Raw genomic sequence first — 22,990 nt, forward strand, 5'->3', positions numbered from 1 at the left:
ATTTCAGCCAAGCGCCTTCGCCAAATCGTCAAGCAGATCGTTGACATCTTCAAGCCCGACCGACAAACGGATCAGGCCATCGGTAATGCCGAGCTGTTCGCGCCGTTCCTTCGGGATCGAGGCGTGCGTCATTTTCCCTGGCAACGAAATTAAACTTTCGACCGCCCCTAAGCTTTCGGCAAGCGTAAAGTAGCGCACGCGCGACAGCACTTTCTCGGCGCGCTCCAAGCTGCCGACATCAAACGAAATCATGCCGCCAAATCCGCGCATTTGCTTTTTCGCCAACTCGTGGTTCGGATGATCCGGAAGACCTGGATAATGGACGCGCTTGACCGCCTTGTGTTCAGCCAAAAAAACAGCGATTTGGCGCGCATTTTCTTCATGTTCCTCCATCCGCACGGCGAGCGTTTTCATCCCGCGCATCAATAGCCATGAATCTTGCGGCCCGAGCACGCCGCCGGTTGAATTTTGCACGTAATGGAGCCGCTCGGCAAGCTCCGGCGTGCGGACAACCGCCAACCCAGCGACGACGTCGCTATGGCCGCCTAAATATTTCGTCGCGCTATGGATGACGATATCGGCGCCAAGCTCAAGCGGCGTCTGAAAGTACGGAGTGGAAAACGTGTTATCGACGATCAATAGCAGCCCATGCGCACGGGCAATGGCGGCGGCGGCTTGCAAGTCAGTGATTTTCAACAGCGGGTTCGTCGGCGTTTCAATATAGATGGCTTTCGTATTCGGCCGGATGTGCGCCTCGATGTTGGCGACATCGCTCGTATCGACGAACGTCGCCTCAAGCCCGAACCGATTCAGCACGTTCGTCATGACGCGATACGTGCCGCCGTACACATCGTCAGTGAGCACTAGATGGTCGCCGCTTTGAAACAACATCATGACGGCCGTAATTGCCGCCATACCGGAAGCGAACGCAAAGCCGGCTTCGCCGCCCTCGAGATCAGCGATCAGCTTCTCAAGCGCCGCGCGCGTCGGGTTGCCGGTGCGCGAGTATTCAAACCCTTTATGCTTTCCAACTTCTTCTTGCTTATACGTACTCACTTGATAAATCGGGACCGACACCGCTCCAGTATGCGGATCCCCCGGAATGCCGCCATGAATGAGCATTGTTTTCCGCCTCATCGTTACCTCCCACCTTCATAAATGTGTTTGCTTAAATAGCGTTCGCTCCCGTCCGGAAAAATGACGACGATATTCGTCCCTGGCTTTGCCTTCTCTGCTTCCATCAAGGCGGCATGAAACGCGGCGCCGGACGAACTGCCGACCAAAAGCCCCTCCTGTCTCGCGAGTTCGCTGACGCGCCGGAACGCGTCATCGTCCGCGATCGTGTAGATGGCATCAAAATAATCCGGATCCATAAACGGCGGCAAAAACTCCATGCCGATCCCTTCCGTCCGATGCGGACCCGGCTTGCCGCCGCCTAAAATCGAGCCTTCCGGTTCCACGATGACCGTTTTAATGGCCGGGTTTTTTTCTTTTAAAAACGTCGCTGTCCCCATAAACGTGCCGCCGGAGCCGGCGCCGGCGACAAAAATGTCGATCTGTCCGTCCAAATCGTCCCACAGCTCCGGACCGAGCGTCTTGTAATACGTCCTTGGATTGGCCGGGTTTTGGAACTGCTGGGGGCAATAGGCGCCTGGAATCGTGCGGGCGAGCTCCTCCGCTTTGCGGATTGCTCCTTCCATTCCCTCTTCAGTCGGTGTATGAACGATTTGCGCCCCGAGCGCCTTCATCAGCTGTTGTTTTTCGATGCTGAATTTTTCCGGCACACAAAAAATGATGTTCACGTTTTTGCCGATCGCCGCCAGCGCCAGACCGATGCCGGTGTTGCCGGCCGTCGGCTCGATGATCGTGCCCCCCTCTTTCAGTTTTCCTGATGCAAACGCCTCGCGCAACAGCTCTTGTCCGAGCCGGTCTTTAATGCTTCCGCCAGGATTGAAGTATTCAAGCTTGGCGAACAGCCGAACGCCTTCCGGGAGGGGGAAGCGCGTAATTTCGACAACCGGCGTATGGCCGATCAACTCATGGATGCTTTTTGCTACGCGCATACAAGTCACTCCGTTTCTTCACGCTCAGTTTAGCAGCAAAACGGCGGTGTTCTGTTGTCTATATATATAGATGCAATTTAAAGCTTTAACATTTTTCGTTTTTGCCGATCATTTCATCCGACTGTCGAGTGACCGAACAACACCGCTTAAAGACCCATTCATGGGTCTTTAAGCGAGTCGTTGTTCGGTCTTTCGTCACGCCTTAGCGTGACGGAGGCAAGCCATAGGCTTGCCTTCGACAGTCGAGAAAATAGACAAGCTGCTTTTTCGCTGCATCTTAATAGCGCTTCTGTTTCATAACGGAAAGCATCGACAAGACAAGTTCAGCCGAATGTTTCGCCGCCGTCTCCAAAAACTGTTCAAACGACACGCCCGACTCCTCACCAGCAATATCAGACAACGCCCGGATGATGACAAACGGCGTTCCAAATTGCACGCACACTTGGGCGATCGCCGCCGCTTCCATTTCGACGGCGCACAATTCCGGAAACTGACCGCGCACAAATTCGACTCGCTTTGGATCGTTCATAAACGAATCGCCGGTGGCGATCAAGCCGGTCACTGCCTGCAGGCCATCAAGCCGCGCCGCCGCCTGCTTGGCCGCCTCAACAAGCGCCTCATCCGCCCGGTAGCGCGCCGGCAGGCCAGGCACTTGCCCGTAAGCGTAGCCGAACGCGGTCACATCGACGTCATGATGGACGACTTCCTCGGAAATGACAAGATCTCCGACACGAAGCGAAGGCAAAAATCCGCCGGCCGAACCGGTATTGATCACGAAATCAGGGCGAAAGTGATCAAGCAGAAGCGTCGTTCCCATGGCGGCGTTCACTTTGCCGATCCCGGATTTCAACAACACCGCCTCCACGCCGTCAAGGCGCCCTTTGGAAAATTCGCACCCGGCGATGACCGTTTCCTCGCGCCCTTCCATGCGCGAACGTAAAATCGCCACTTCCTCTTCCATGGCTCCAATAATGGCTGCTTTCATCGTTCTCCCTCTTTCTATGTCGTTTGTTTCACCGCCTCCATCACCCAGACGAACGCGTTTTGCTGCGCAAAGGAGGCGGAAAAGCCATGCTTGGAAAACAGTGATGCCAATACGTCAAGCGTCGTATAATATTCGCGTTCCAAATCGTCGGCCAAATCGTGGAAGCCGCGCGCTCGGGCTTCCTCAATCGCCTGGCGGAACGCCTCTTTGTCGCGAAACGCCGTATCGGCAAACACTATTTTACCACCCGGATGGAGCAATTGACTATATTTGGCCAGCGCTTCGTCTTTTTCCGCATCCGTCAAATGATGAAACGCATACGTGCTGGCGATCGTGTCGATCGGCTCCGGCGGTGTCGGAAATTGCAAAAAATCGCCGTCCAGAATGACCGCTCGCCCGCTGAGCTTTTCCGCCGCTTTTTTCCTCATCGGCGCCGATGGCTCGATCCCGTACACCTGCTTGCCGCGCTCAAGCAGCTTTTTCGTCAAGTTGCCTGTGCCGACGCCAAACTCGAGCACGACTTGGCCGGCTTTGTCGGCGACCGTGCTTAAAATGCGGTCATAACCGGCAAACACGTCTCGATATTGCTCATCGTATCCTTCGACCGATCGGTCATACGATTCCGCCCATTGCTCAAACAAGTCAAGAAACTCTCTGCCCATATGGTCACACCCCAAAAAAGTTTATAATTCCTATAAATATAGTATGTTTTTTTCGTATTGCCTGCTCTTACTGTAGCATATGTTTTTCCCTTGTTCAACGATCATGTTCGTTCGTATTGTTCCCCCTTGTACTCCGGTGGATGAGGGCGGGAAAATTTGCTACACTGACAATGGAAAGGAGGAAGAACGATGCCGAACATTTCTCTTGATTTGATCGAGGACAAAATCGAATTTTTTGAAGCGGACGACTTGCGGACGCTCGAGAAAAAAATCAACGAACAAATTGAACATAACAAGGCGCTCTTGCTTTCCGTCCATCATGTATCCCATCAAATGCACGTCATGGAAAACGGAAAGCGGTGGTACAGCGCAGTCGTTCATTTCAAAGCGAAAAAATAACAGGCGCCCTTCGTTTTTGGGCGCCTGTGTATGTTTCCGCCGCTAATGAACCGCCATCGTTTCACTGATGCCGCCAACGTTTCGAATATCTCCGCTTCCCCTCATCATGCCGCTTATGGCTTTTGCTTCAACTTTTGCACTTTCGTCGGCTTCCAGCCTTCGTTCGTCACCCATTCAATGTACACTTTGTAATGGGCGATTTGATCTTTCGTCGAAATCGTCGCGACTGCTTTGTTCGGCCCGTTGTTGCCGATGAACCAAACGATCATCTCCTCCGGGGCGATGCCGGTCGCATAGCTGACGGCATCGAGCATTTCCTTCCAGTCGACCGAATCTTTCTTAAACACCGTTTCATGCGGCTCCGTTTGCGTCGTACCGATCGGCTGCCATGCCGGGTTGACGATTTCTTTTTCAACGTTGGACCCCGGCGGGCCCGGCGTTTCTGTCATGCCCGCTTCGCTCGTTTCATCGGTGGAAGCAGCATCTTCTTCCTCGGCGGGCGTTTCGGCTTCCGCCGGCGCCGCCGCTTCGCCTGTTTCCACTTCCACCCGCTTCGCATTGGCCGCTTCTGTTTTGGCTTCGCGATCAACCGCCTTCTCGCTCGGTTGATCGCCAAACAGCAAGTTCCCGCCGACAATCAAAATGAGCAGCACGACAACGGCAATGGCTCCATTGAGCCAACGGTTGATTCTCCGCCGCTTGGCGCGGGCGGCAAAGCGTGTCCCCATTTGCGCCACCGTCTCCTCTCCCTTCTTTGGATGATGTTCGTGCTGGAAACATGGATTCCCCTTACATTTGGTTCGTCACTTCACTTCATTTTTGGCGTGGTCATAAGCATAAAGCGCCTCGACTGCGGCGGCGAACACATCATTCGTCGAGGCCCGCCCGCTCGGGCAGTCGAGCTCAACGACAGCGAGGGCGTATTTCGGGCGGTCGGCTGGAAAATAGCCAGCAAACCATTTATTAATGAATTCAGCACCGCCGTCCATTTTTCCTGTCTCCGCCGTCCCGGATTTGCCGGCGACCGGATACGGCAGCGAACGGAAGCGGCGGCCGGTGCCATCCTCTTTGGTGACAACGCTGCGCAAAAGCCGCTGCAGCTCTTCGGCCGTCTGCGGCGCGATCGGCGCCATGTCTGAAGCCGGTTGAGGCGGAAACGAAAAGAGGGTCGCACCGTTTTTATACAGCACTTTGTCAACGGCCCGCACCTGAAGCGCTTCGCCGCCGCGGGCGATGGTCGCCATCATGTTGGCGACGCCAAGCGGCGAGACGCGTACATTTTTTTGCCCGATCGCCGTTTGCGCCACCGCAAGCGGCACCCTCTTGTCGCGCGGATCATGCCAAATCGTTCCTTTCTGCTCCTCCGGGAACTGACGGAAATGCTCTTCATGGTACACCGCCCCTTCCCAGCCGGCCGTCGGATACAGCCCAAGCTTTCTCGCATACGTTTCAAACACATCGGGATCGTGCTCGATCAACTGCTTGCCGAGCGTGGCGAAAGCATTGTTGCAACTGACGGCAAAGCTGTCCGCTAAATCAAGCATGCCGTAATCATGCTCCTCATCGCGGGTTTTGCCGTCAATTTTTCGGCTGCAGTCAAACGTTGTCTCAAGCGAGGCGAGCCCCTCATCAAGCGCCGCGGCCGCAATGACTGTTTTAAAAATCGAGCCAGGGATTTGCGGCAACACTATTTGGTTTTCCGCCCCGCGGTTTTTGTACGGATCACGCGGGTCCATGTTTGGGCGGCTGACCATGGCGAGCACACTGTTTGTGTCAATATCCAGCAAAACGAGACCGCCTTTTTTCAACCCGTATCGGTCAACGATCTGCTCCATCTCTTGCTGCAAGTCACGGTCAAGCGTCGTTTGCACGGTGACGGGATAAAACGGGTTGCCCGTATCGCTGTATTTGACATCGAGCCCAAACAGCGGCCGCCCTTCGGCGTCAACGTGATAAAGCAGCTTCGTTTCGCCGTCGGCGAGCAAAAACTCATCAAACGCCTTCTCAAGTCCTTGAATGCCCACTTCGGTCTTTGGCGGCAGCGGCCGTTTTGGATAACGCTTCTTGATGAGCTCCTGATCTGGGCGGGTGAAGCCAAGCAAATGCGGAGCGTACACCACCTCAAGAGAGTATTGTTTATTGACAGCTAAGACGCCCGGAATGCGCAAATCGTTAATTTGCTTCATTTGCTGGGCGCTCAAGGCGAGCGGCTCTCCATCCTTCTCTAAGACGAACGGACCGTCCGCCTGCTCAAGCTGGCGGCGGATCTCTTCTTTAGAGACGCCGGTGATGCGGGCGACTTGTTCCATCGGCCATTTCATCGTCGTTAAAAACGGGAATAAGACAAGCGACGGCACGTATCGCTTCGTGAGCGGCGCGCCATTTCGGTCGACGAACGAGCCGCGCCCGTCGTCAATGATCAGTTCTTGTGTCCGCTGGGCGACGCTTTCGGCAATTAAATTATGATTGGCGAACGACTCGGCGTCAATCAGCTGGATCTGCGCCAATCGCCCGACAAGCAACAACAAGCCCAGTTGAATGAGGGCGAGCATGGCAAGCGTTCGTTTTTTCCACATAAAGAAAACACCTCATCATCAGTGTTGACGAGGTGTTTCCGTTTGAAACGTCAAGCGGCGGCAATTTTCTTCGCTTCGCTTCGCACACCGCCGCTTGTTCAGGTCGGCCGCCTCCTGCTTCTTATTTCACAGCCACGATTTTCACAAGCATTTCCCCGCCCGGCGTTTGCACCGTCACCTCATCGCCGACGCGGCGGCCGAGAAGCGATTTCGCAATCGGCGAGTCGTTGGAAATTTTCCCTTCAAACGGATCGGCTTCAGCGCTGCCGACGATCGTATACGTCTCTTCCTCGCCGTCTGGAAGTTCAATGAACGTGACCGACTTGCCGAGCGAGACGACGTCCGGGTTTTCTTTGTCTTCTTCAATGATGACGGCGTTGCGGATCATGTTTTCAAGCATTTGGATGCGCGATTCGACAAACGCCTGCTCATCTTTGGCAGCATCGTACTCCGAGTTTTCCGACAAATCCCCGAACCCGCGCGCAATCTTAATGCGCTCCACCACTTCTTTCCGCTTGACCGTTTTTAAGTACTCAAGCTCTTGTTCCAGTTTCTCTTTTCCCTCTTTCGTCATCGGATACTGCTTTTCGTTCGCCATTCATCTCACTCCTCTATATATTCTGCATTATGTAAAACGTACGAACAGCAAAAACGGCTGTTCGTACGCTTACTTGTTATATAATATATTGTTTTGTCTCTGTTATGTTATTACAAAACCGCTTTTTGTTCAAGAACTGTGCGAATTTTTGCCACCATTAAATCGATGGCGACGACGTTCTGTCCGCCTTCCGGAATGATCACATCCGCGTAGCGCTTCGTCGGTTCGACAAACTGGTTGTGCATCGGCCGGACGACGGACAAATATTGCTCGATGACCGAATCGAACGTGCGGCCGCGCTCTTTAATATCGCGGATGAGACGGCGGATGATGCGGATGTCCGGGTCGGTGTCGACATATACTTTAATGTCCATTAAATTGCGGAGTCGCTCATCCTCCAAGACAAGAATGCCCTCCACGATGATGACATCCTTTGGCTCCACGCGAATGACGTCGCTTGAGCGAGTGTGCAGCGTATAATCGTACACCGGCTTGTCAATCGGCTCATAGCGAAGCAGCTTATGAATATGCTCAATCAACAAATCGTTGTCAAACGCCAGCGGATGGTCATAGTTCGTCTTCAGCCGCTCTTCAAACGGAAGATGGCTTTGATCTTTATAGTAAAAGTCTTGCTCCAAAACAAGGATCGAGCGGTCGCCGAAATGGTCGTAAATCGCGCGGGCGACGCTCGTCTTCCCCGAGCCGGAGCCGCCGGCGACGCCGATGACAACGGGCTTCTTCCCCATCTTAATTCTCCTTTCTCATCATGTTGTACGGGAAGAGAGGGCGCTTGACCTTAAACTTCACGATTTGCAGCGGATGGCGCGCCGCATCAAGCTCGTTGCCGTCTTCGTCCCAAATTTTCTCAATCACTTGGGTGAAGTTTTCAATTTCCGGACCGAAAAATTCGACTTCATCGCCCGGGCGGAAATGGTTGCGCTGCTGGACGGTGGCGATGCCCGTCTCCGGGTCATAGCCAAGCACCAAACCGGCGAATTCATGCGTCGTTTTCCGGCTGTGCGTCCCGTACATATGGTTCGTATAATCCGGGAAGCCGTCAAAGAACGACGGCGCCGTCTCGCGGTTGGCGCATTTCTCCAGCTCCCGCACCCACTCTTCGCGGATCGTGAAATGGTCTGGGTCAGCGCAGTAGGCATCAATGACTTTCCGGTAGACACTGACAACCGTCGCCACGTAATGGATCGATTTCATCCGCCCTTCAATTTTCAAGCTATCCACACCCAATTCGATCATCACCGGAATGGCGCGGATTAGGTTCAAATCTTTCGCGCTCATCGCAAACGGGGCGTCCCCTTTTTCAAACAACGGAATTTCCCGGCCGTCCGAGAGCTGATACAAATCGTAATCCCAGCGGCACGACTGGCAGCATCCGCCGCGGTTTGAGTCGCGCGCCGTCATATGGTTGCTCAATACACAGCGGCCGGAGTAGGCGGAACACATCGCCCCATGGATGAACGCCTCGATTTCAATATCGACTTTCTCTTTGATCTGCCGGATTTCTTCTGCGCCCACTTCACGAGCGAGCACAACCCGCTCGAGCCCTTCCTCTTTCCAAAATTGGACCGCTTTCCAGTTGGTAAGCGATTGCTGCGTGCTTAAATGCACTTCAAGCTTCGGCGCCACCCGGCGCGCCGTTTCGATGATGAGCGGGTCGGCGACGATGATGCCGCAAACACCGGCATCTTCAAGCGCCCGCAAATAGTCATCAAGGCCAGGGATGTTTTCGTTATGGGCGTAAATATTGGCCGTTACGTATACTTTGGCTCCGTATCGATTGGCAAATTCGACCCCTTCGCGAATTTCCTCGATCGTAAAGTTGTCGGCGTTGGCGCGCAAGCTGTACTCTTGGCCTCCGATAAAGACGGCGTCTGCGCCGTAATGGACGGCGATTTTCAGTTTTTCCAAGTTGCCGGCCGGGGCGAGCAGCTCTGGCTTTTTCACAATGACGCGCTTGCCGTCAATGATTTCGGAGATGCGATCATTTTTTAAAAGCATGCTGCTTCCCTCCTTTTCTCAATAAATGGTCTCTTTGAAGAAAAATCCGGTGTCGATGCGGCGATGCGGCGGCTGAAGCGCTTCAACGGCCGCAAGCAGCTCCTCTTTTTCCCGTTCGTACCGCTCGCGGTCATCCGCGCATAAATCGATGGCGCGGCGGTACAGCTTCGTCACTTCGGTAATGTAGCGCGGCTCGTGCAAAATCCCGTCAATTTTAAAGCTGTCGATGCCGACCTCGACCATGTCGCCGAGCTCATCGATCATGCAAACATCGTTCGGGCTCATAATATGCGTGCCGTTTTCGTCTTCAAAAATCGGATATTTGTTGTCGCGCTCTTTGTCGTAAAGAAACATCCCTTTTTCGTACTTCTTCCGTTCAACTTCCATCACTTTCCCTTGATATTCAAAATAGCTGCCGATCAGCGAGCGCTTCGATTGGTACATGCACATCGCGCCGTGCACTTGCACCTCGATTTCCACTTCGGCATGGGCTTTGATTTCCAAAATGGCGTCCATGTTCAACTCGCGGGCCAAGACGGCGCGCTTCGCCCCTTTCCGGCCCCAATAGTTGCACGCATACCAGTTCGTCGCTGTCGTCTCCGTGCTCCAGTGGAGCTTCATGTGCGGCGCCGTTTCTCGGACAGTCAAGAGCACCGCGGGATCGCCGAAGACGATGGCATCGGCGCCGACATCAGCCAAAAACGCGACGTAGTCGCCAAGCTCGTCCACTTTATCGTTATGGAAAATGGCGTTCATCGCCACATACACGTTCATGCCGCGCCGGTGGGCGGCTTTGACGGCGGCAGCGACATCATGGCGGGAAAATTCGCCGGCAAGCCGCAAACCGTAGCGCTGCTCGCCAATGATGACCGCGTCCGCTCCGGCTTCAGCCAGCTCGTCGATATGGGCAACGCTCGTCGGCGTCACGAGCAATTCGGGTTTTTTCACTGTTCTTCACCTCGTTTTTTCGATATGGCGAGCCCATCGCCGACCGGAATGATGACCGTATCATAACCGCTTCGACTCATGAGCCACTCATTGTAGCGGCGAATTTTTCGGGCGATGTTCCAAAGCCGTCGATTGTCCGCCGGCGCTTCGGCGGCGACGAGCCCCTTAAACAAGACGTTGTCGCTGATGATGAGGCCGCCTGCAGCCACAAACGGCTCATAGAGCGTAAAAAAGCGCTCATATTGCCCTTTGGCGGCATCAATAAACAGCACATCAAACGGCGCGGCGGCCGCCACACCGGCCTCGACCGCGAGCGCATCGCCCAACACCGCCTCGATTTGCCGCTTGGTGTTCGTCTTTTCGATGTAAAAACGGGCGCGCTCATACCGCTCCCGGTCTTTTTCGATCGTCACAATGCGCGCATCCGGCAGCGCCTTTGCCATCCGGATCGCCGAATAGCCGATCGCCGTGCCGATTTCCAAAATGCGGCGCGGCCTGATCAGCTTCAAGATGAATAACAGCACTTCGACGCTCACCGGATCCATGATCGGTATGCGGTGTCGATAGGCGTACTGCTCCATCTCCTCAATGTCCTCATCCGGCGCCGGACGCAGCTTTTGCAAGTACGAAACAATGTCATTGGAAAGCAAGAGGAATTCCTCCCTGCCGTCAGCAAACTGAAAAGCGCTCGCCAAAGTTGAACTATATAGATGCAACGAAGAAGTTTAATATATCCTTGACGGAAAAGCGGTTTGCCCATTTTCGACTGACGGAGGCAAGCCTGTGGCTTGCCTCCGTCACGCCTTGGCGTGACGGAAGACCGAACAACCGGCCTGCTTCACAGACCCATATATGGGTCTGGAAGCGGCGTTGTTCGGTCGCCCGACAGTCGATCAAATACTCGGGAAAAACTACAAATGGTAAAGCTTCAAATTGCATCTATATACAACCCGGCATTTGCGCTTTGTCGTCATGAAAAATAAGAGCCGCAAAGGACTCTTATCGTTGGTCTGTTCAACTATACTACCATAAAACAGCGGAAAAGCGAAGCCGTTTCACCCCACCGGCCATTACCTTCCGTTTTGACCTATTGTTTTCCAATATGCTTCGCCTTTTCCCGGTTATGCTCGGCCAACGTTTTCGTAAAAATGACCTCGCCGCCCGGTGTCGCCAAAAAGTATAAATAGTCGGTCGCCGCCGGTTCAAGCGCCGCTTCGATCGACATTACGCCGGCGTTGGCGATCGGCCCCGGCGGCAGCCCTTTATGAATGTACGTGTTGTACGGCGAATTGACCTGCAAATCTTTATACAACACACGCTCTTTATGTTCGCCAAGGGCGTACAAAACGGTCGGGTCGGTTTGAAGCGGCATGCCGCGGTGCAGCCGATTGTAAAACACGCTGGCGATTTTTTGGCGGTCAGCTTTTTCCGTCGCCTCTTCCTCAATGAGCGACGACATCGTCAACAGCTGATGCGGCGACATGTTCTTTTCTTTCATCGCTGCCTTATATGTGTCAAGCACAGCTGCCGTTTTCGCCACCATCGCCTCAATGATCTCTGAGAGCGGCGGCTTTTCGTCAGCAAACACATACGTCGCCGGGAACAAGTAGCCTTCCAGCGGATAGCGGATGCCTTTCCGAAAAATATCATCAGTCAACAAATCCGGGTGCATTTTCATCAGCCGTTCGATATACGCGCGATCGTTAAGCAATTTCATAATTTGTTCTTGTTTGTACCCTGTTTTCGCAGCAATGAGGTCAGCGATTTGCACCAATTGCGACCCTTCCGGAACGGTCAGCTTCAATCCGATTTTTAGCGATTTCCCCGTTTTTAACAGCTCAATGATGCGCGCCATTGGCATCGCCCGCGTCAACTCATACTCCCCAGCCTGGAAGCCGGATTCATTTTTCCAGCGGACATATAAGCGAAACACGGCCGCGCTTTTAATGAGCCGCTTTTGTTCGAGCTGCTCGGCAATCGCCGCCGCCGATGAACCGATCGGAATCGAGACATGGACCGGGGTGCGGTCATTCGGGTCGACGGGCTTAAGCGCTGAACGGATGTATAAGAAACTGCTGGCGCCGGCAATGACAAACGCCGCCAGCAGAACAGCACAGACAATCAAGACGATTTTCCGCACAAGCCGCGCCTCTGGCGCCCTAAAATCGTTCTGTTTCATCTTTGTCCTCCTTTCACCCGGCCATATTATACTACAAAGTTCCGCATTTTTCGCCCTTGACGGTCAAAAAATGCAAAGCCAGGGGAGGGGAAACGCGCCGGTCAATCGAAGCCCTTCGCAACATTTGTCGGACAAACAAGAAGATGTCTGAACCATTGCATGGAACACAACTTATCGTTTCTCAGCGCATAATACGGCAATAAGAAAAGGGGCCCCGATCCTTTTGGCCCCCCCTCTGCTGTCCGTTATTCGTCGTCTTCCTCTTCCTGTTCAGCGCAAAACGTATTCCATACTTCTTCGATCATGTCCCACTCTTCTTCCGTCTCGATTGGGAGCAGTTCGCCTTCTTTGTTCTCATCCCCAGGGATGAAGGCGGAAACGTGCACTTCCGTCTCGCCGTTCTCATCTTCCGCCTCGACGCCGACCGGATAGTAAAACACATACGATTTGCCGAAATCATCTGATTCAAACGTAAACAAAATTTCGCACAGCTGCTCGTTGCCATGTTCGTCGACAACGGTAATATGACGGTCTCCGTGTTCCATGTTTTCTCCTCCAATTTATCGTTTACTGTCCAAATATGACTGCAAAATGACGGCCGCCGCCATTTTGTCGATCACTTTCCGCCGCTTTTTCCGGCTGACGTCGGCAGCGATCAACATCCGTTCGGCGGCCATCGTCGACAGCCGTTCATCCCAAAGCACAACGGGCAAAGAAAACTCCTCTCGCAATTTGGCGGCGAACCGCTCGCTTGCCTCAGCGCGCGGCCCGAGCGTGCCGTTCATGTTTTTCGGCCACCCGACGACAATCGTATCGACGCCGTACTCATCGATGATGGCGCGCAGCCGCTTTAAGCCGTAGTCGCCGCGCTCCGTATCAATGGCGATCGTCTCCAATCCTTGCGCTGTAAGGCCGAGTTCGTCGCTAACGGCAACGCCGAGCGTTTTCGTTCCCAAATCTAATCCTAGCGTCCGCATCAGGTTAATCCTTTCGTTGCCCCTGTAAATAGAATTTCACCAATTCCTCGATTAATTCGTCGCGTTCGATTTTGCGGATGAGCGCACGCGCATCTTTATGGCGCGGAATGTAAGCTGGGTCGCCGGACAACAAGTAGCCGACAATTTGATTGATCGGATTGTAGCCTTTTTCCTGCAAGGCGCCATACACCGTCAACAACACTTCGCGAACGTTCGTCTCGGCCGGCTCCTCGGAAAAATGAAACTGCATCGTTTGGTCAAACGAGCTCACCGTTTCCACCTCGCTCCTTATTCAGGCACCCCGTCCTTTTACATCCATTGTACACGATCCGCGCCAATTAGGAAACGGATTTCACCCATGTTTCGACATAACCGAGCGCTTCGCCGACCTTGCTTGGGTCCTTGCCGCCAGCTTGCGCCAAATCCGGGCGCCCGCCGCCGCCCCCACCGCAACGCGACGCTACTTCTTTCACCAGCTTGCCGGCATGGAATCCTTTTTTCACCAAATCGTCCGTTACTGCGGCAATCAGTTGCACTTTTCCGCCCTGGGCGGACGCCAACACGATGACCGCCGTGCCGAGCTTTTGTTTCAAATCATCAGCCATGGCCCGCAGTTGATTCATGTCATTGGCCTGCACTTTTGCCGCCAACACCGGCACGCCGTTTACATCTTTCACTTGACGGGTGAGGTGCTCAGCTTCCATATGGGCGAGGCGGGCAGCAAGCGATTCATTTTCGCGCTCGAGCTCTTTCAGCTCGGCAAACAGTCCGTCAAGACGCGCATTCAATTCTTTCGGACTTGTTTTCAGTTTTTGCGCCGCCTCTTGCAAAATAGCAAGCTGTTCGCTCATAAAGCGGTATGCCGCTTCCCCGGTCACCGCTTCAATCCGGCGCGTGCCGGCGCCGATGCCGGACTCGGAGACGATTTTAAACAACCCGATGGCTGATGTGTTGGGCACATGGCAGCCGCCGCACAGCTCGAGGCTGTAGTCGCCGACTTTGACGACGCGGACGATGTCGCCGTATTTTTCGCCAAACAGCGCCATCGCGCCCATCGCTTTCGCTTCCTCGAGCGGTTTATAAAAAATGTCAACCGGGAGGCTTTTCCAAATTTGTTCGTTGACGATGGCTTCGATGCGCTCGAGCTCCTCTGGCTTCACTTGCCCAAAATGGGTGAAGTCAAAACGAAGCCGGTCCGGGGCGACAAGCGACCCCGCTTGGTTGACATGGCGGCCGAGCACGTCTTTTAGCGCTTGATGGAGCAAATGGGTCGCCGTATGGTTTTTTACGATGCGCATCCGCTTTGCTTCATCGACGCGCGCCGTATAGCGGGATCCTTTTTTCACCGTTCCGCGTTCGACGATGATCGCATGAAGATGTTGGCCGTTCGGCGCTTTTTGCACATCTTTGACGACCGCTGTTCCTGTTTCGCTTTCAAACACGCCTTGGTCAGCGATTTGTCCGCCGCTTTCGGCGTAAAATGGCGTCACATCGACGATGATTTGCGCCTCTTCGCCGGCTTTCACTTCCTCGACAAGCCGCCCGTCTTTGACGATGGCGATGACCGTCGATGCGGCAACAAGCTCATCGTAGCCGACAAACCGGCTTTCATCTTTAATGTCACCGAGCACTCCGCCTTGGACTTGCATCGAATCGACATCTTGCCGGGCCGCGCGCGCCCGTTCGCGTTGCCGCTCCATCTCGCGCTCAAATCCGGCATGGTCGACCGTCATGCCCGCTTCAGCGGCGTACTCTTCCGTCAGCTCGATCGGAAAGCCGTACGTATCATACAGGCGGAACGCTTCCTCGCCCGGAATGACGTCGCTTCCTTGCTCTTTCGCCTTTTCGATCACCTCCGCCAATATGGCGAGCCCTTCATGGAGCGTTTCATGGAACCGTTCTTCTTCCGTCCGGATGACGCGGGCGATGAAATCGGCTTTTTCTTTCACCTCCGGATAGTAGTCGTGCATAATCTCGCCGACGACCGGGACGAGTTCGTACATAAACGGACGGTCAATGCCGATATGTTTCGCATAGCGCACCGCGCGGCGGAGCAGGCGGCGCAGCACATAACCGCGGCCCTCATTTGACGGCAGCGCCCCGTCGCCGATCGCGAACGTCACGGCTCGAATATGGTCGGCGATCACCTTAAAGGCGACGTCTTTGTCCGGATCTTCGCCATACCGCTCGCCGGCGATCTGCTCGGTCGCGCGGATGATCGGCAGGAACAAGTCGGTTTCAAAGTTCGTCGGCACGTCTTGCAAAATCGAGCACATCCGCTCCAAGCCCATGCCGGTGTCGATGTTTTTCTTCGGCAGCGGCGTGTACGTGCCGTCCGGGTTATGGTTAAACTGCGAAAAGACAAGGTTCCATACTTCTAAATAGCGGTCATTTTCCCCGCCTGGGTACAGCTCCGGATCGTTCGGGTCGTTGCCGAACGCTTCGCCGCGGTCGTAAAAGATTTCCGTGTTCGGACCGCTCGGGCCTTCGCCGATGTCCCAGAAGTTGCCTTCAAGGCGAATGATCCGCTCTTCCGGCAAGCCGATTTCGTTGCGCCAAATGTTGTACGCTTCCTCGTCTTCCGGATGGACGGTGACGGACAACCGTTCCGGATCAAAACCGATCCATTTGTCGCTCGTCAAAAACTCCCATGCCCAATGGATCGCTTCCCGCTTGAAGTAATCGCCGATCGAAAAGTTGCCGAGCATTTCAAAAAACGTATGGTGGCGCGCCGTTTTCCCGACGTTTTCGATGTCGTTGGTGCGGATCGATTTTTGCGCGTTGCAAATGCGCGGGTTTTCCGGAACGATGCGCCCGTCAAAGTATTTTTTCAACGTCGCGACGCCGCTGTTGATCCACAACAGCGACGGGTCGTCGACCGGAATGAGCGATGCGCTCGGCTCAACCGCATGGCCTTTTTCTTGGAAAAACTCTAAAAACATGCGCCGCACTTGGGCGGATGTCAGCTTTTTCATGATGATCCTCCCCTTTCGCCTTTTATATAAAAAAACTCCCATCCCCTGCAGGGACGAGAGTTATGCTCGCGGTACCACCCTGTTTATGGGCAAAAAACGCCCATCACCTCTTTGGCCGTAACGCAGCCTTGCGTCAGGTTTTGCCTGCGCTCCGGATTAGCCTTCTGTTGCCCTTCATCTGGAATTTCTTTCAGCCGCGGAAATTCCTCTCTGTGCGCGAGCTCGCGCGTTAAGATGGACTGCAACATACTCGATCCGTCATCGCGTTATGTATTCGCTTTTTTCATTGAAAGATTATAGACAAGCAGAGAGCATTTGTCAATGCGAAGCATAATGCTCTTTCCAATGGGCGATGGCCACTTTCAGCACCGCCGCCGTCGGAACGGCGAGAATGAGGCCGAGCACGCCGGCGAGCTCGCCGCCGGCAAAGAGGGCGAGCATAATGACAAGCGGATGCATATGCACGCTTTTGCCGACGATCAACGGCGACAAGATGTTCCCTTCTAAAAACTGCAAGGTAAAAATGATGACAAGCACGATCACGACCATTTTCAGCGAGACGGTGGCAGCCAAAATGACCGCTGGAACGGCGCCGATCAGCGGGCCAAAATACGGGATGATGTTCGTCACGCCAATGACAAAGCCGAGCAACAGCGGATAATCCATGCCGGCAAGCCACAAGCCGAGCGCCGCTGCCAGACCGATCGCCGCACAGACGAACAGCTGGCCGCGAATGTAGCCGCCGAGCGATTCATCGACATCCTTCAAAAACGTCATCCCCGGCCCACGCCACCGCTTCGGTGTCATGTACCAAATCGCTTTTTTCAACACATCGATGTCTTTTAACATATAGAAGACGATAAACGGAATGATCAACAGCGTCGCCGCCGAACCGATGAACGATTTGGCGGCGTTGATCGCCATCGCGACGGCGGCCGCCGCTGCCTGCTCGATCTCGGCAAACATCGCCTCGATGCGTGTGTGCACCTCAAGCGGCCAATTCGACGTCTCGTCGTGGATGTGGCGCACCCATTGGCGGTATGTATTCATCAAAGACGGCAGCTGTTCATCCAGTTCACGCAACTGGGCGATGAATAGCGGCACGCCGCGGTACAAGCCGTAGCCGACCAAACCGAAAAACAACAAATAAATCAACAAAATGGCAAGGGCGCGCGGCATTCCTTTGCGATGGATGGATTCCACAAGCGGGTAGAGCAAATACGTAATAAACGACGCCAGCAAAAACGGCGTCAACACCGTTGCGATAAAATCAATGACCGGCCGCCAAACGTCTTTCATCCGAACGATCAAATAGATGATTGCCGTCATGAGCAGCCATTTTCCGATGCGAAAGAACGACAGCCATTGTTGCTCGCCCATCGCCACACCTCCTACCGTTTAGTGTAGGAGATGCGGCGGGAAATATGCCTTCACCGCTTTTAGCACTATTTGACAGCCACAAGGCGACGCCCCCGCGCAAAGGCGAGGGCGAGCGCCGTCAGCGGATCGCTTGCATCAAGCGGCGGCGCATCCTCCGCATCGTGCGACCGTTCATCCAATCGTTTCGTTGGGCGAGCTGATAAGCGGCGACGCCTAATCCGACTGCTAACAGCGACGTCATCATCCGGTTCATGCGTGTCCCCCCTAAAATTGGATCGTGCGTTCGTGGTCGTCAAACAAGTCGTCAAGAGAACTCAACGTTCCGTCTTCTTCCACTTGATGGGCGTGGATCATCCCTTTCGAGACGGACAGCTCAATAAAGCAATCCCAGCAGTAGTACTGGTTGACGCCGATTTTCCCTAAATTTTTTCGTTTGCAATTCGGGCAAATGAGCATGGACAGCCACTCTCCTTACATCGTTGTTTCCACGGTGACCACGCCTTCTCTGGCGGTGAACGGAGCGAGCTCCATTCGTTTCTTTCCTTCGGTCAAATCGGAAAAAAATCCCTCGCTGATCTCGTATCCGTCAATTTTGCCCAATTGCCCGTCAAAATATACGTCATCCAACAGTCCGATCGTTGTTCCGTCCGCGGCGACAACCATGCTGCCGGCGAGGCCGCGTTCGCCGTAAAGAGAGTGGCCGCTGTCAGAAGAAGGAAACGGCTGGAAGCTATCGGCATCACAGATGATGACTCGGTCGTTTTCGAACGACTGCACGGCTGAAAGCGGCAAATAGCGGCGGCGGCCGAACAAACCGCCCTGTTCCGCGACAAGCCCTTTGACCGCGCCGTGGCTGGTAAACCAAATGTCAGCGATCGTTCCGACCATTTTTCCCGTCGTTTGTTCATAAATGGGAAGGCCCTTGATGTCGGAAAACGTCCGCATCGTTCTCCCACCTTTCCAGCCACCTTTAGCTTGGCTCATCGCCCATAAAGTCATACGGCGTAACGTTTTCCATCCCCATGTTCGCCTCTTCAAACGGCAGTTCGACCTCGACAAACGGCGCCGCCGCCCCCGCCAGCTTCTCAGCGAGCGCCGTCTGGCGCGCTCCGTCGCTTTGTTTTGCGACGCCGAATCGAAACGCTTCCTCTTCCCCGCATAAAACGAGAAACTGCTTGCTTCTTGTCACCGCAGTATACAACAAATTCCGTTTCAACATCCGGTAATAGCTTTTGACGACGGGCAAAATGACGATTGGAAACTCGCTTCCTTGCGCCTTATGAACCGAACAGCAGTACGCATGGGTGATTTGTCCTAAATCTTGCCGTGTGTACGTCACTTCAATGCCATCAAACGAGACGACGAGCAAGTCTTGCTTTTCGATATTTTCTTTGGCGTAAAAAATGGCAACGATTTCGCCGATGTCGCCGTTAAACACATTGTCTTCCGGTTGATTGACGAGCTGCAGCACCTTATCGCCGACGCGGTAGACGACCTCACCGACCGACAGCTCCCGCTTCCCCTCAGCCGGCGGGTTGAACAGCTCTTGAAGCGCTTTGTTCAATTGGTCAATGCCCGCTGGACCACGGTACATCGGGGCGAGCACTTGAATATCTTTGACGGAAAACCCTTTTTTGCGCGCGTTGTCCGCGATTTGCCGCACGACATCGACGACCTGGCCCGCACGGCAGCGGATGAATGAACGGTCTGCCTTCGGAGCGGTCAAATCGTCCGGCACGACGCCGCGCTTCATCTCATGAGCAAGCTCGATGATCGATGATCCTTCCGCCTGGCGATACACCTCGGTCAACCGAGCGAACGGAATGACGCCTGAAGAGAGCAAGTCTTTCAGCACTTGCCCTGGCCCGACGGATGGCAATTGATCCTCATCGCCGACAAAAATGACTTGCATGCCGTTTGGCACGGCTTTTAACAGCTGGTTGGCGAGCCACGTGTCGACCATCGACATCTCATCGATGACAAGCAGCTTGCCGGAAATCGGTTCGTTCTCGTCGCGGCTGAACCCTTCCGCCCCATTCCAGCCGAGCAAGCGGTGGATCGTCGCCGCCGGCAGCCCGGTCGCCTCGCTCATCCGCTTCGCCGCTCGGCCGGTCGGTGCGGCCAGCAGCACCGGAAACGGCTCGCCTTGTTTGTAGTCAGCCGGGTCAAGAGACAGGCCGTTTAGGGCGGCAAACAGCTCGACGATGCCTTTGATGACCGTCGTTTTCCCCGTTCCCGGACCGCCGGTCAAAATAAACAGCGGCGAAGAAAGCGCTTGTTGGATCGCTTCCCTTTGCTGGGGGGCATATTGCATGCCAAGCCGTTCCTCAAGCGCCCCAAGCGCCAGCAAAAACTCCGACTCGGCAAACGCCGACGGCGGCGTCTGCCCGAGCAGCCGCTTAATGTTGGAGACGATCCCTTTCTCGGCGAAGTAAAGGGAAGGGAGATAATAACGCCCTTGCTCGGCGATCAGCTTCCCTTCTTCGCTTAACATCAGAAGCGTTTGGCTGATCGCTCGTCCATCCACCGCACCGCTCAGCCTTCCGTCAAGCAGCTCCCCGATGCGCTCCATCAGCTCTTCCTCGCGCAAATAAACGTGCCCTTCCTGCAAGCACGCCTGTTCAAGAACAAACAACGAGGCGGCGCGCAGCCGGGCCGGATGGCTGCCGGAAATGCCGAGCTGGCGCCCGATTTCATCAGCGCGGCCAAAGCCGATCCCTTCGATATCCTCAACGAGCTGGTACGGGTTCTCGTGGATGATGTCAACCGCTTCTTCGCCATACGCTTGGTAAATTTTCATGGCCAGCTGCGGGCCAAAACCGAGCTGGGCGAGGGCGATCATCGTTTGCTCAAGCCCTTCGTGGGCGCGAAGCGCATCGTACAGCTGCTTCGCCTTTTTTTTCGTCAGCTTCGGCACACGCTCTAGCGCCCTGGGGTCGCGCAAAATCGCGGCGATCGCGTTTTCGCCGAGCGTCTCGACAATCGCCGCAGCCGTTTTTTTGCCGATTCCTTTAAACAAACCGCTCGATAAATAATGAATGACTCCTTCTTTCGTGTTCGGAAGCTGTTTGCGGAACTGACTAGCCGCATATTGGCGGCCAAAACGCGGATGTTGGCGGAATTGTCCGTAAAAGATGTAGACGTCCCCTTCGTTTAAACGCGGAAAATAGCCGGTGACGACGACTTCCTCCTCAACGGGCGCTTCGTTCGTTTCCTCAACGCGCACGCGGACGACCGTGTACAATGTTTCCTCATTATGAAAAATGACCGCCAAGCACACTCCTTTAATGAACGTGCGTCCGTCAAGGGCGAGGATTTGTTGCTCTTGCAACAGCCATCCCCCTGCCTTTTTACGGCGCAAGCCGCTTTTCCATCAGTTTCTTTCCGTATCCGGCAAGCACGTGATCGGGCTTGGCTTCCAAGGCAGCGGCAAACATATTGCGGGCGGCATCGAGCTCATCTTTGTACGCATAAATGACGCCTAAATTGTAGTACGCATCAGCGTGGCGCGGATCGAGTTCCAACGTTTTTTCGAAATAACGCTTCGCCTCATCGACATAATCGAGCGTGGCGAGGCAAAGGCCAAGCTGAAACAGCGCTTCGGCATCCGTCTCGTTCAGCTCAGCCGCGCGCTGCAAATACGGCAGCGCCAGCCGCGGCATCTCGAGCCGCCATAAGGACATGCCGAGCATAAAATGCGTATCGGCATCGTCAAGACCAAGCCCTAGCGCGCGCTCAAACATATCTTTCGCTTTCGCGAACTGCTCACGCTTATAATGCACTGTACCCATGCCGTAATACGCGGCCGCCGCCTTCTTGTCAATTTTCAACGCCTGTCGGAAACAGTCAAGCGCCTTCTCTTCTTCACCGGCAGCAACGAGAACCGTGCCAATGTTAATGTACCCGGCTGGATCGTCCGGATGCTGTTCGACCGCAGCGGAAAAACAGCGGATGGCTTCCTCATACTTCCCCTCGCGCATATACGCCAAGCCTTGTTCGTTGAAATTGGCCACCGCCCATCCCCTCCCTGATTCAACGTGATTTTCAAGCAACGGCCTCCAGCCTAATAGCCTGATTGAAGATCGTGCGCACCGGCACATCCGTCAACCAACATACCAAAGCTTTTCGCCGTTGCGGAACACCTCATCGATCGTACCGCCGCCGAGGCATTCCTCGCCGTTGTAAAAAACAACCGCCTGCCCCGGCGTCACCGCCCGCGCCGGCGCATCAAACACGACTTCCGCCCCGCCGTCCGCAAGCGGGTGGACCGTCACGCCGACATCAGGCTGACGATAGCGAAATTTCGCCGTGCAACGGAACGGCGCTTCCGGCTTGCGGTCAGACACCCAGTTGACATCGACCGCCTTTAGCGAGGTGGAATACAAATATTCGTTTTCAAACCCTTGGGCGACATACAGCACATTTTCGCGCACATCTTTGCCGACGACAAACCACGGTTCGCCGCTGCCGCCGATGCCAAGGCCGTGGCGCTGGCCGATCGTGTAATACATGACGCCGTCATGCCGCCCTTTCACTTCGCCATCGAGCGTTTTCATCACTCCCGGCTGAGCCGGCAAATAATGGCTCAAAAATTCTTTGAAATCGCGTTCGCCGATAAAGCAAATGCCCGTGCTGTCTTTTTTTCCAGCGGTGGCGAGCCCAGCCTCTTTGGCGATCCGGCGCACGTCCGCTTTCTGCAAATGGCCGATCGGAAACATCACTTTCGACAGCTGAGCTTGGCCGAGCTGGTTTAAAAAGTACGTTTGGTCTTTGTTCGGGTCGGCTCCACGCAGCATTTTATATTCGCCATCGCGAAACTCGACGCGGGCGTAATGGCCGGTTGCGATGTAATCGGCGCCGATCGACATGGCGTGCTCTAAAAACGCCTTGAACTTAATTTCCTTATTGCACATCACGTCCGGGTTCGGCGTGCGCCCGGCTTTGTATTCATTCAAAAAGTACGTAAACACTTTGTCCCAATACTGTTTTTCAAAATTGACCGCATAATACGGGATGCCGATTTGATTGCAAACGCGCACGACGTCTTCGTAGTCCTCAGTCGCCGTGCAAACGCCGTTTTCATCGGTGTCATCCCAGTTTTTCATAAAAATGCCGATCACATCATATCCTTGTTCTTTCAATAGCAGCGCAGCGACCGACGAGTCGACCCCGCCGGACATGCCGACGACGACGCGCGTTTCGTGCGGCGCTTTGTTCATGCTGTTTCCCCCC

At 54.6% G+C, this 22,990-nt stretch carries 24 protein-coding genes and 1 other annotated feature; of the genes, 1 reads left to right on the plus strand and 23 read right to left on the minus strand.

Annotated features, from left to right (window positions below; genetic code table 11):
- Positions 1-3: 3 nt before the first annotated feature.
- The 4 genes from GT3570_RS12440 to GT3570_RS12455 all read right to left on the minus strand — a co-directional run bounded on the left by GT3570_RS12440 (position 4) and on the right by GT3570_RS12455 (position 3,710).
- Complete coding sequence (locus tag GT3570_RS12440) at positions 4-1,137, minus strand: bifunctional cystathionine gamma-lyase/homocysteine desulfhydrase (RefSeq protein WP_011232018.1); 1,134 nt, start codon at positions 1,135-1,137, stop codon at positions 4-6.
- Positions 1,138-1,139: 2 nt separating this feature from the next.
- A complete protein-coding gene (locus GT3570_RS12445) occupies positions 1,140-2,063 on the minus strand; it encodes a PLP-dependent cysteine synthase family protein (protein WP_011232019.1) in 924 nt (307 codons plus the stop codon).
- Between the two features lie 277 nt (positions 2,064-2,340).
- A complete protein-coding gene (gene mtnN, locus GT3570_RS12450; RefSeq protein ID WP_014196394.1) occupies positions 2,341-3,048 on the minus strand; it encodes a 5'-methylthioadenosine/S-adenosylhomocysteine nucleosidase in 708 nt (235 codons plus the stop codon).
- A gap of 14 nt (positions 3,049-3,062) precedes the next feature.
- Positions 3,063-3,710: a class I SAM-dependent methyltransferase gene (locus GT3570_RS12455; RefSeq protein ID WP_011232021.1), complete on the minus strand. Its 648-nt coding sequence runs from the start codon at positions 3,708-3,710 to the stop codon at positions 3,063-3,065.
- Positions 3,711-3,899: 189 nt separating this feature from the next.
- Between GT3570_RS12455 and GT3570_RS12460 the strand changes: the two genes are divergently transcribed.
- Positions 3,900-4,109 carry a YrzA family protein gene (locus GT3570_RS12460; RefSeq protein WP_011232022.1) on the plus strand — a complete coding sequence of 70 codons (210 nt, stop codon included), beginning with the start codon at positions 3,900-3,902 and terminating at the stop codon, positions 4,107-4,109.
- Between the two features lie 113 nt (positions 4,110-4,222).
- Here GT3570_RS12460 and GT3570_RS12465 read toward each other — a convergent pair whose 3' ends face one another.
- The 19 genes from GT3570_RS12465 to mnmA all read right to left on the minus strand — a co-directional run bounded on the left by GT3570_RS12465 (position 4,223) and on the right by mnmA (position 22,977).
- A complete protein-coding gene (locus GT3570_RS12465; RefSeq protein WP_020278376.1) occupies positions 4,223-4,846 on the minus strand; it encodes a YrrS family protein in 624 nt (207 codons plus the stop codon).
- Between the two features lie 66 nt (positions 4,847-4,912).
- Complete coding sequence (locus GT3570_RS12470; RefSeq protein ID WP_011232024.1) at positions 4,913-6,685, minus strand: peptidoglycan D,D-transpeptidase FtsI family protein; 1,773 nt, start codon at positions 6,683-6,685, stop codon at positions 4,913-4,915.
- 121 nt (positions 6,686-6,806) lie between these two features.
- A complete protein-coding gene (gene greA / locus GT3570_RS12475) occupies positions 6,807-7,283 on the minus strand; it encodes a transcription elongation factor GreA (RefSeq protein WP_011232025.1) in 477 nt (158 codons plus the stop codon).
- A gap of 110 nt (positions 7,284-7,393) precedes the next feature.
- A complete protein-coding gene (gene udk, locus GT3570_RS12480; RefSeq protein ID WP_011232026.1) occupies positions 7,394-8,029 on the minus strand; it encodes a uridine kinase in 636 nt (211 codons plus the stop codon).
- Position 8,030: 1 nt separating this feature from the next.
- Complete coding sequence (locus GT3570_RS12485) at positions 8,031-9,299, minus strand: peptidase U32 family protein (RefSeq protein ID WP_011232027.1); 1,269 nt, start codon at positions 9,297-9,299, stop codon at positions 8,031-8,033.
- An 18-nt stretch (positions 9,300-9,317) separates the two neighbouring features.
- A complete protein-coding gene (locus GT3570_RS12490) occupies positions 9,318-10,247 on the minus strand; it encodes a peptidase U32 family protein (RefSeq protein ID WP_062898834.1) in 930 nt (309 codons plus the stop codon).
- Positions 10,244-10,897, minus strand: coding sequence for an O-methyltransferase (locus GT3570_RS12495; RefSeq protein WP_014196397.1), 654 nt, complete (start codon positions 10,895-10,897; stop codon positions 10,244-10,246). Before GT3570_RS12495 ends, GT3570_RS12490 begins: the two co-directional genes overlap by 4 nt.
- Before the next feature lie 437 nt (positions 10,898-11,334).
- Positions 11,335-12,426, minus strand: coding sequence for an endolytic transglycosylase MltG (gene mltG, locus GT3570_RS12500; protein ID WP_011232030.1), 1,092 nt, complete (start codon positions 12,424-12,426; stop codon positions 11,335-11,337).
- 245 nt (positions 12,427-12,671) lie between these two features.
- Positions 12,672-12,971 carry a DUF1292 domain-containing protein gene (locus tag GT3570_RS12505; RefSeq protein ID WP_011232031.1) on the minus strand — a complete coding sequence of 100 codons (300 nt, stop codon included), beginning with the start codon at positions 12,969-12,971 and terminating at the stop codon, positions 12,672-12,674.
- Positions 12,972-12,986: 15 nt separating this feature from the next.
- Positions 12,987-13,403, minus strand: a complete 417-nt coding sequence (gene ruvX / locus GT3570_RS12510; protein ID WP_011232032.1) for a Holliday junction resolvase RuvX — start codon at positions 13,401-13,403, stop codon at positions 12,987-12,989.
- Positions 13,404-13,407: 4 nt separating this feature from the next.
- Positions 13,408-13,674 carry an IreB family regulatory phosphoprotein gene (locus tag GT3570_RS12515; RefSeq protein WP_011232033.1) on the minus strand — a complete coding sequence of 89 codons (267 nt, stop codon included), beginning with the start codon at positions 13,672-13,674 and terminating at the stop codon, positions 13,408-13,410.
- A 67-nt stretch (positions 13,675-13,741) separates the two neighbouring features.
- On the minus strand, positions 13,742-16,378 hold the full coding sequence (gene alaS / locus GT3570_RS12520) for an alanine--tRNA ligase (protein ID WP_014196399.1): 2,637 nt from the start codon (positions 16,376-16,378) through the stop codon (positions 13,742-13,744).
- A 46-nt stretch (positions 16,379-16,424) separates the two neighbouring features.
- Positions 16,425-16,649, minus strand: a binding site (T-box leader).
- A 47-nt stretch (positions 16,650-16,696) separates the two neighbouring features.
- Positions 16,697-17,758, minus strand: coding sequence for an AI-2E family transporter (locus GT3570_RS12525; protein ID WP_021321998.1), 1,062 nt, complete (start codon positions 17,756-17,758; stop codon positions 16,697-16,699).
- 118 nt (positions 17,759-17,876) lie between these two features.
- Positions 17,877-18,011: a YrzQ family protein gene (locus tag GT3570_RS18105; protein WP_013144658.1), complete on the minus strand. Its 135-nt coding sequence runs from the start codon at positions 18,009-18,011 to the stop codon at positions 17,877-17,879.
- Positions 18,012-18,022: 11 nt separating this feature from the next.
- Entirely contained in the window at positions 18,023-18,214 is a 192-nt protein-coding gene (locus tag GT3570_RS12530) for a hypothetical protein (RefSeq protein WP_008881018.1), read from the minus strand.
- Between the two features lie 15 nt (positions 18,215-18,229).
- The gene (locus tag GT3570_RS12535; RefSeq protein WP_014196401.1) at positions 18,230-18,703 is read right to left on the minus strand and encodes a PRC-barrel domain-containing protein; all 474 of its coding nucleotides are present in this window, start codon (positions 18,701-18,703) and stop codon (positions 18,230-18,232) included.
- Positions 18,704-18,728: 25 nt separating this feature from the next.
- Positions 18,729-21,089, minus strand: a complete 2,361-nt coding sequence (gene recD2 / locus GT3570_RS12540) for an SF1B family DNA helicase RecD2 (protein WP_011232038.1) — start codon at positions 21,087-21,089, stop codon at positions 18,729-18,731.
- Between the two features lie 19 nt (positions 21,090-21,108).
- The gene (locus GT3570_RS12545; protein WP_011232039.1) at positions 21,109-21,771 is read right to left on the minus strand and encodes a tetratricopeptide repeat protein; all 663 of its coding nucleotides are present in this window, start codon (positions 21,769-21,771) and stop codon (positions 21,109-21,111) included.
- 90 nt (positions 21,772-21,861) lie between these two features.
- Complete coding sequence (mnmA, locus tag GT3570_RS12550; protein WP_011232040.1) at positions 21,862-22,977, minus strand: tRNA 2-thiouridine(34) synthase MnmA; 1,116 nt, start codon at positions 22,975-22,977, stop codon at positions 21,862-21,864.
- Positions 22,978-22,990: the final 13 nt, after the last annotated feature.

Source organism: Geobacillus thermoleovorans (assembly GCF_001610955.1).
GTDB classification, from domain to species: Bacteria; Bacillota; Bacilli; order Bacillales; family Anoxybacillaceae; genus Geobacillus; species Geobacillus thermoleovorans.

Coding starts and splice junctions, on each gene's coding strand:
- GT3570_RS12505 (WP_011232031.1), bottom strand. CDS start 12,971: ATGGAACACGGAGACCGTCATATTACCGTTGTCGACGAACATGGCAAC.
- GT3570_RS12530 (WP_008881018.1), bottom strand. CDS start 18,214: ATGCTCATTTGCCCGAATTGCAAACGAAAAAATTTAGGGAAAATCGGC.
- GT3570_RS12460 (WP_011232022.1), top strand. CDS start 3,900: ATGCCGAACATTTCTCTTGATTTGATCGAGGACAAAATCGAATTTTTT.
- GT3570_RS12445 (WP_011232019.1), bottom strand. CDS start 2,063: ATGCGCGTAGCAAAAAGCATCCATGAGTTGATCGGCCATACGCCGGTT.
- greA (WP_011232025.1), bottom strand. CDS start 7,283: ATGGCGAACGAAAAGCAGTATCCGATGACGAAAGAGGGAAAAGAGAAA.
- GT3570_RS12525 (WP_021321998.1), bottom strand. CDS start 17,758: ATGGGCGAGCAACAATGGCTGTCGTTCTTTCGCATCGGAAAATGGCTG.
- GT3570_RS12535 (WP_014196401.1), bottom strand. CDS start 18,703: ATGCGGACGTTTTCCGACATCAAGGGCCTTCCCATTTATGAACAAACG.
- GT3570_RS12455 (WP_011232021.1), bottom strand. CDS start 3,710: ATGGGCAGAGAGTTTCTTGACTTGTTTGAGCAATGGGCGGAATCGTAT.
- GT3570_RS12485 (WP_011232027.1), bottom strand. CDS start 9,299: ATGCTTTTAAAAAATGATCGCATCTCCGAAATCATTGACGGCAAGCGC.
- udk (WP_011232026.1), bottom strand. CDS start 8,029: ATGGGGAAGAAGCCCGTTGTCATCGGCGTCGCCGGCGGCTCCGGCTCG.
- GT3570_RS18105 (WP_013144658.1), bottom strand. CDS start 18,011: ATGAACCGGATGATGACGTCGCTGTTAGCAGTCGGATTAGGCGTCGCC.
- mnmA (WP_011232040.1), bottom strand. CDS start 22,977: ATGAACAAAGCGCCGCACGAAACGCGCGTCGTCGTCGGCATGTCCGGC.
- GT3570_RS12470 (WP_011232024.1), bottom strand. CDS start 6,685: ATGTGGAAAAAACGAACGCTTGCCATGCTCGCCCTCATTCAACTGGGC.
- GT3570_RS12440 (WP_011232018.1), bottom strand. CDS start 1,137: ATGAGGCGGAAAACAATGCTCATTCATGGCGGCATTCCGGGGGATCCG.
- mtnN (WP_014196394.1), bottom strand. CDS start 3,048: ATGAAAGCAGCCATTATTGGAGCCATGGAAGAGGAAGTGGCGATTTTA.
- alaS (WP_014196399.1), bottom strand. CDS start 16,378: ATGAAAAAGCTGACATCCGCCCAAGTGCGGCGCATGTTTTTAGAGTTT.
- ruvX (WP_011232032.1), bottom strand. CDS start 13,403: ATGCGGACGCTAGGATTAGATTTGGGAACGAAAACGCTCGGCGTTGCC.
- mltG (WP_011232030.1), bottom strand. CDS start 12,426: ATGAAACAGAACGATTTTAGGGCGCCAGAGGCGCGGCTTGTGCGGAAA.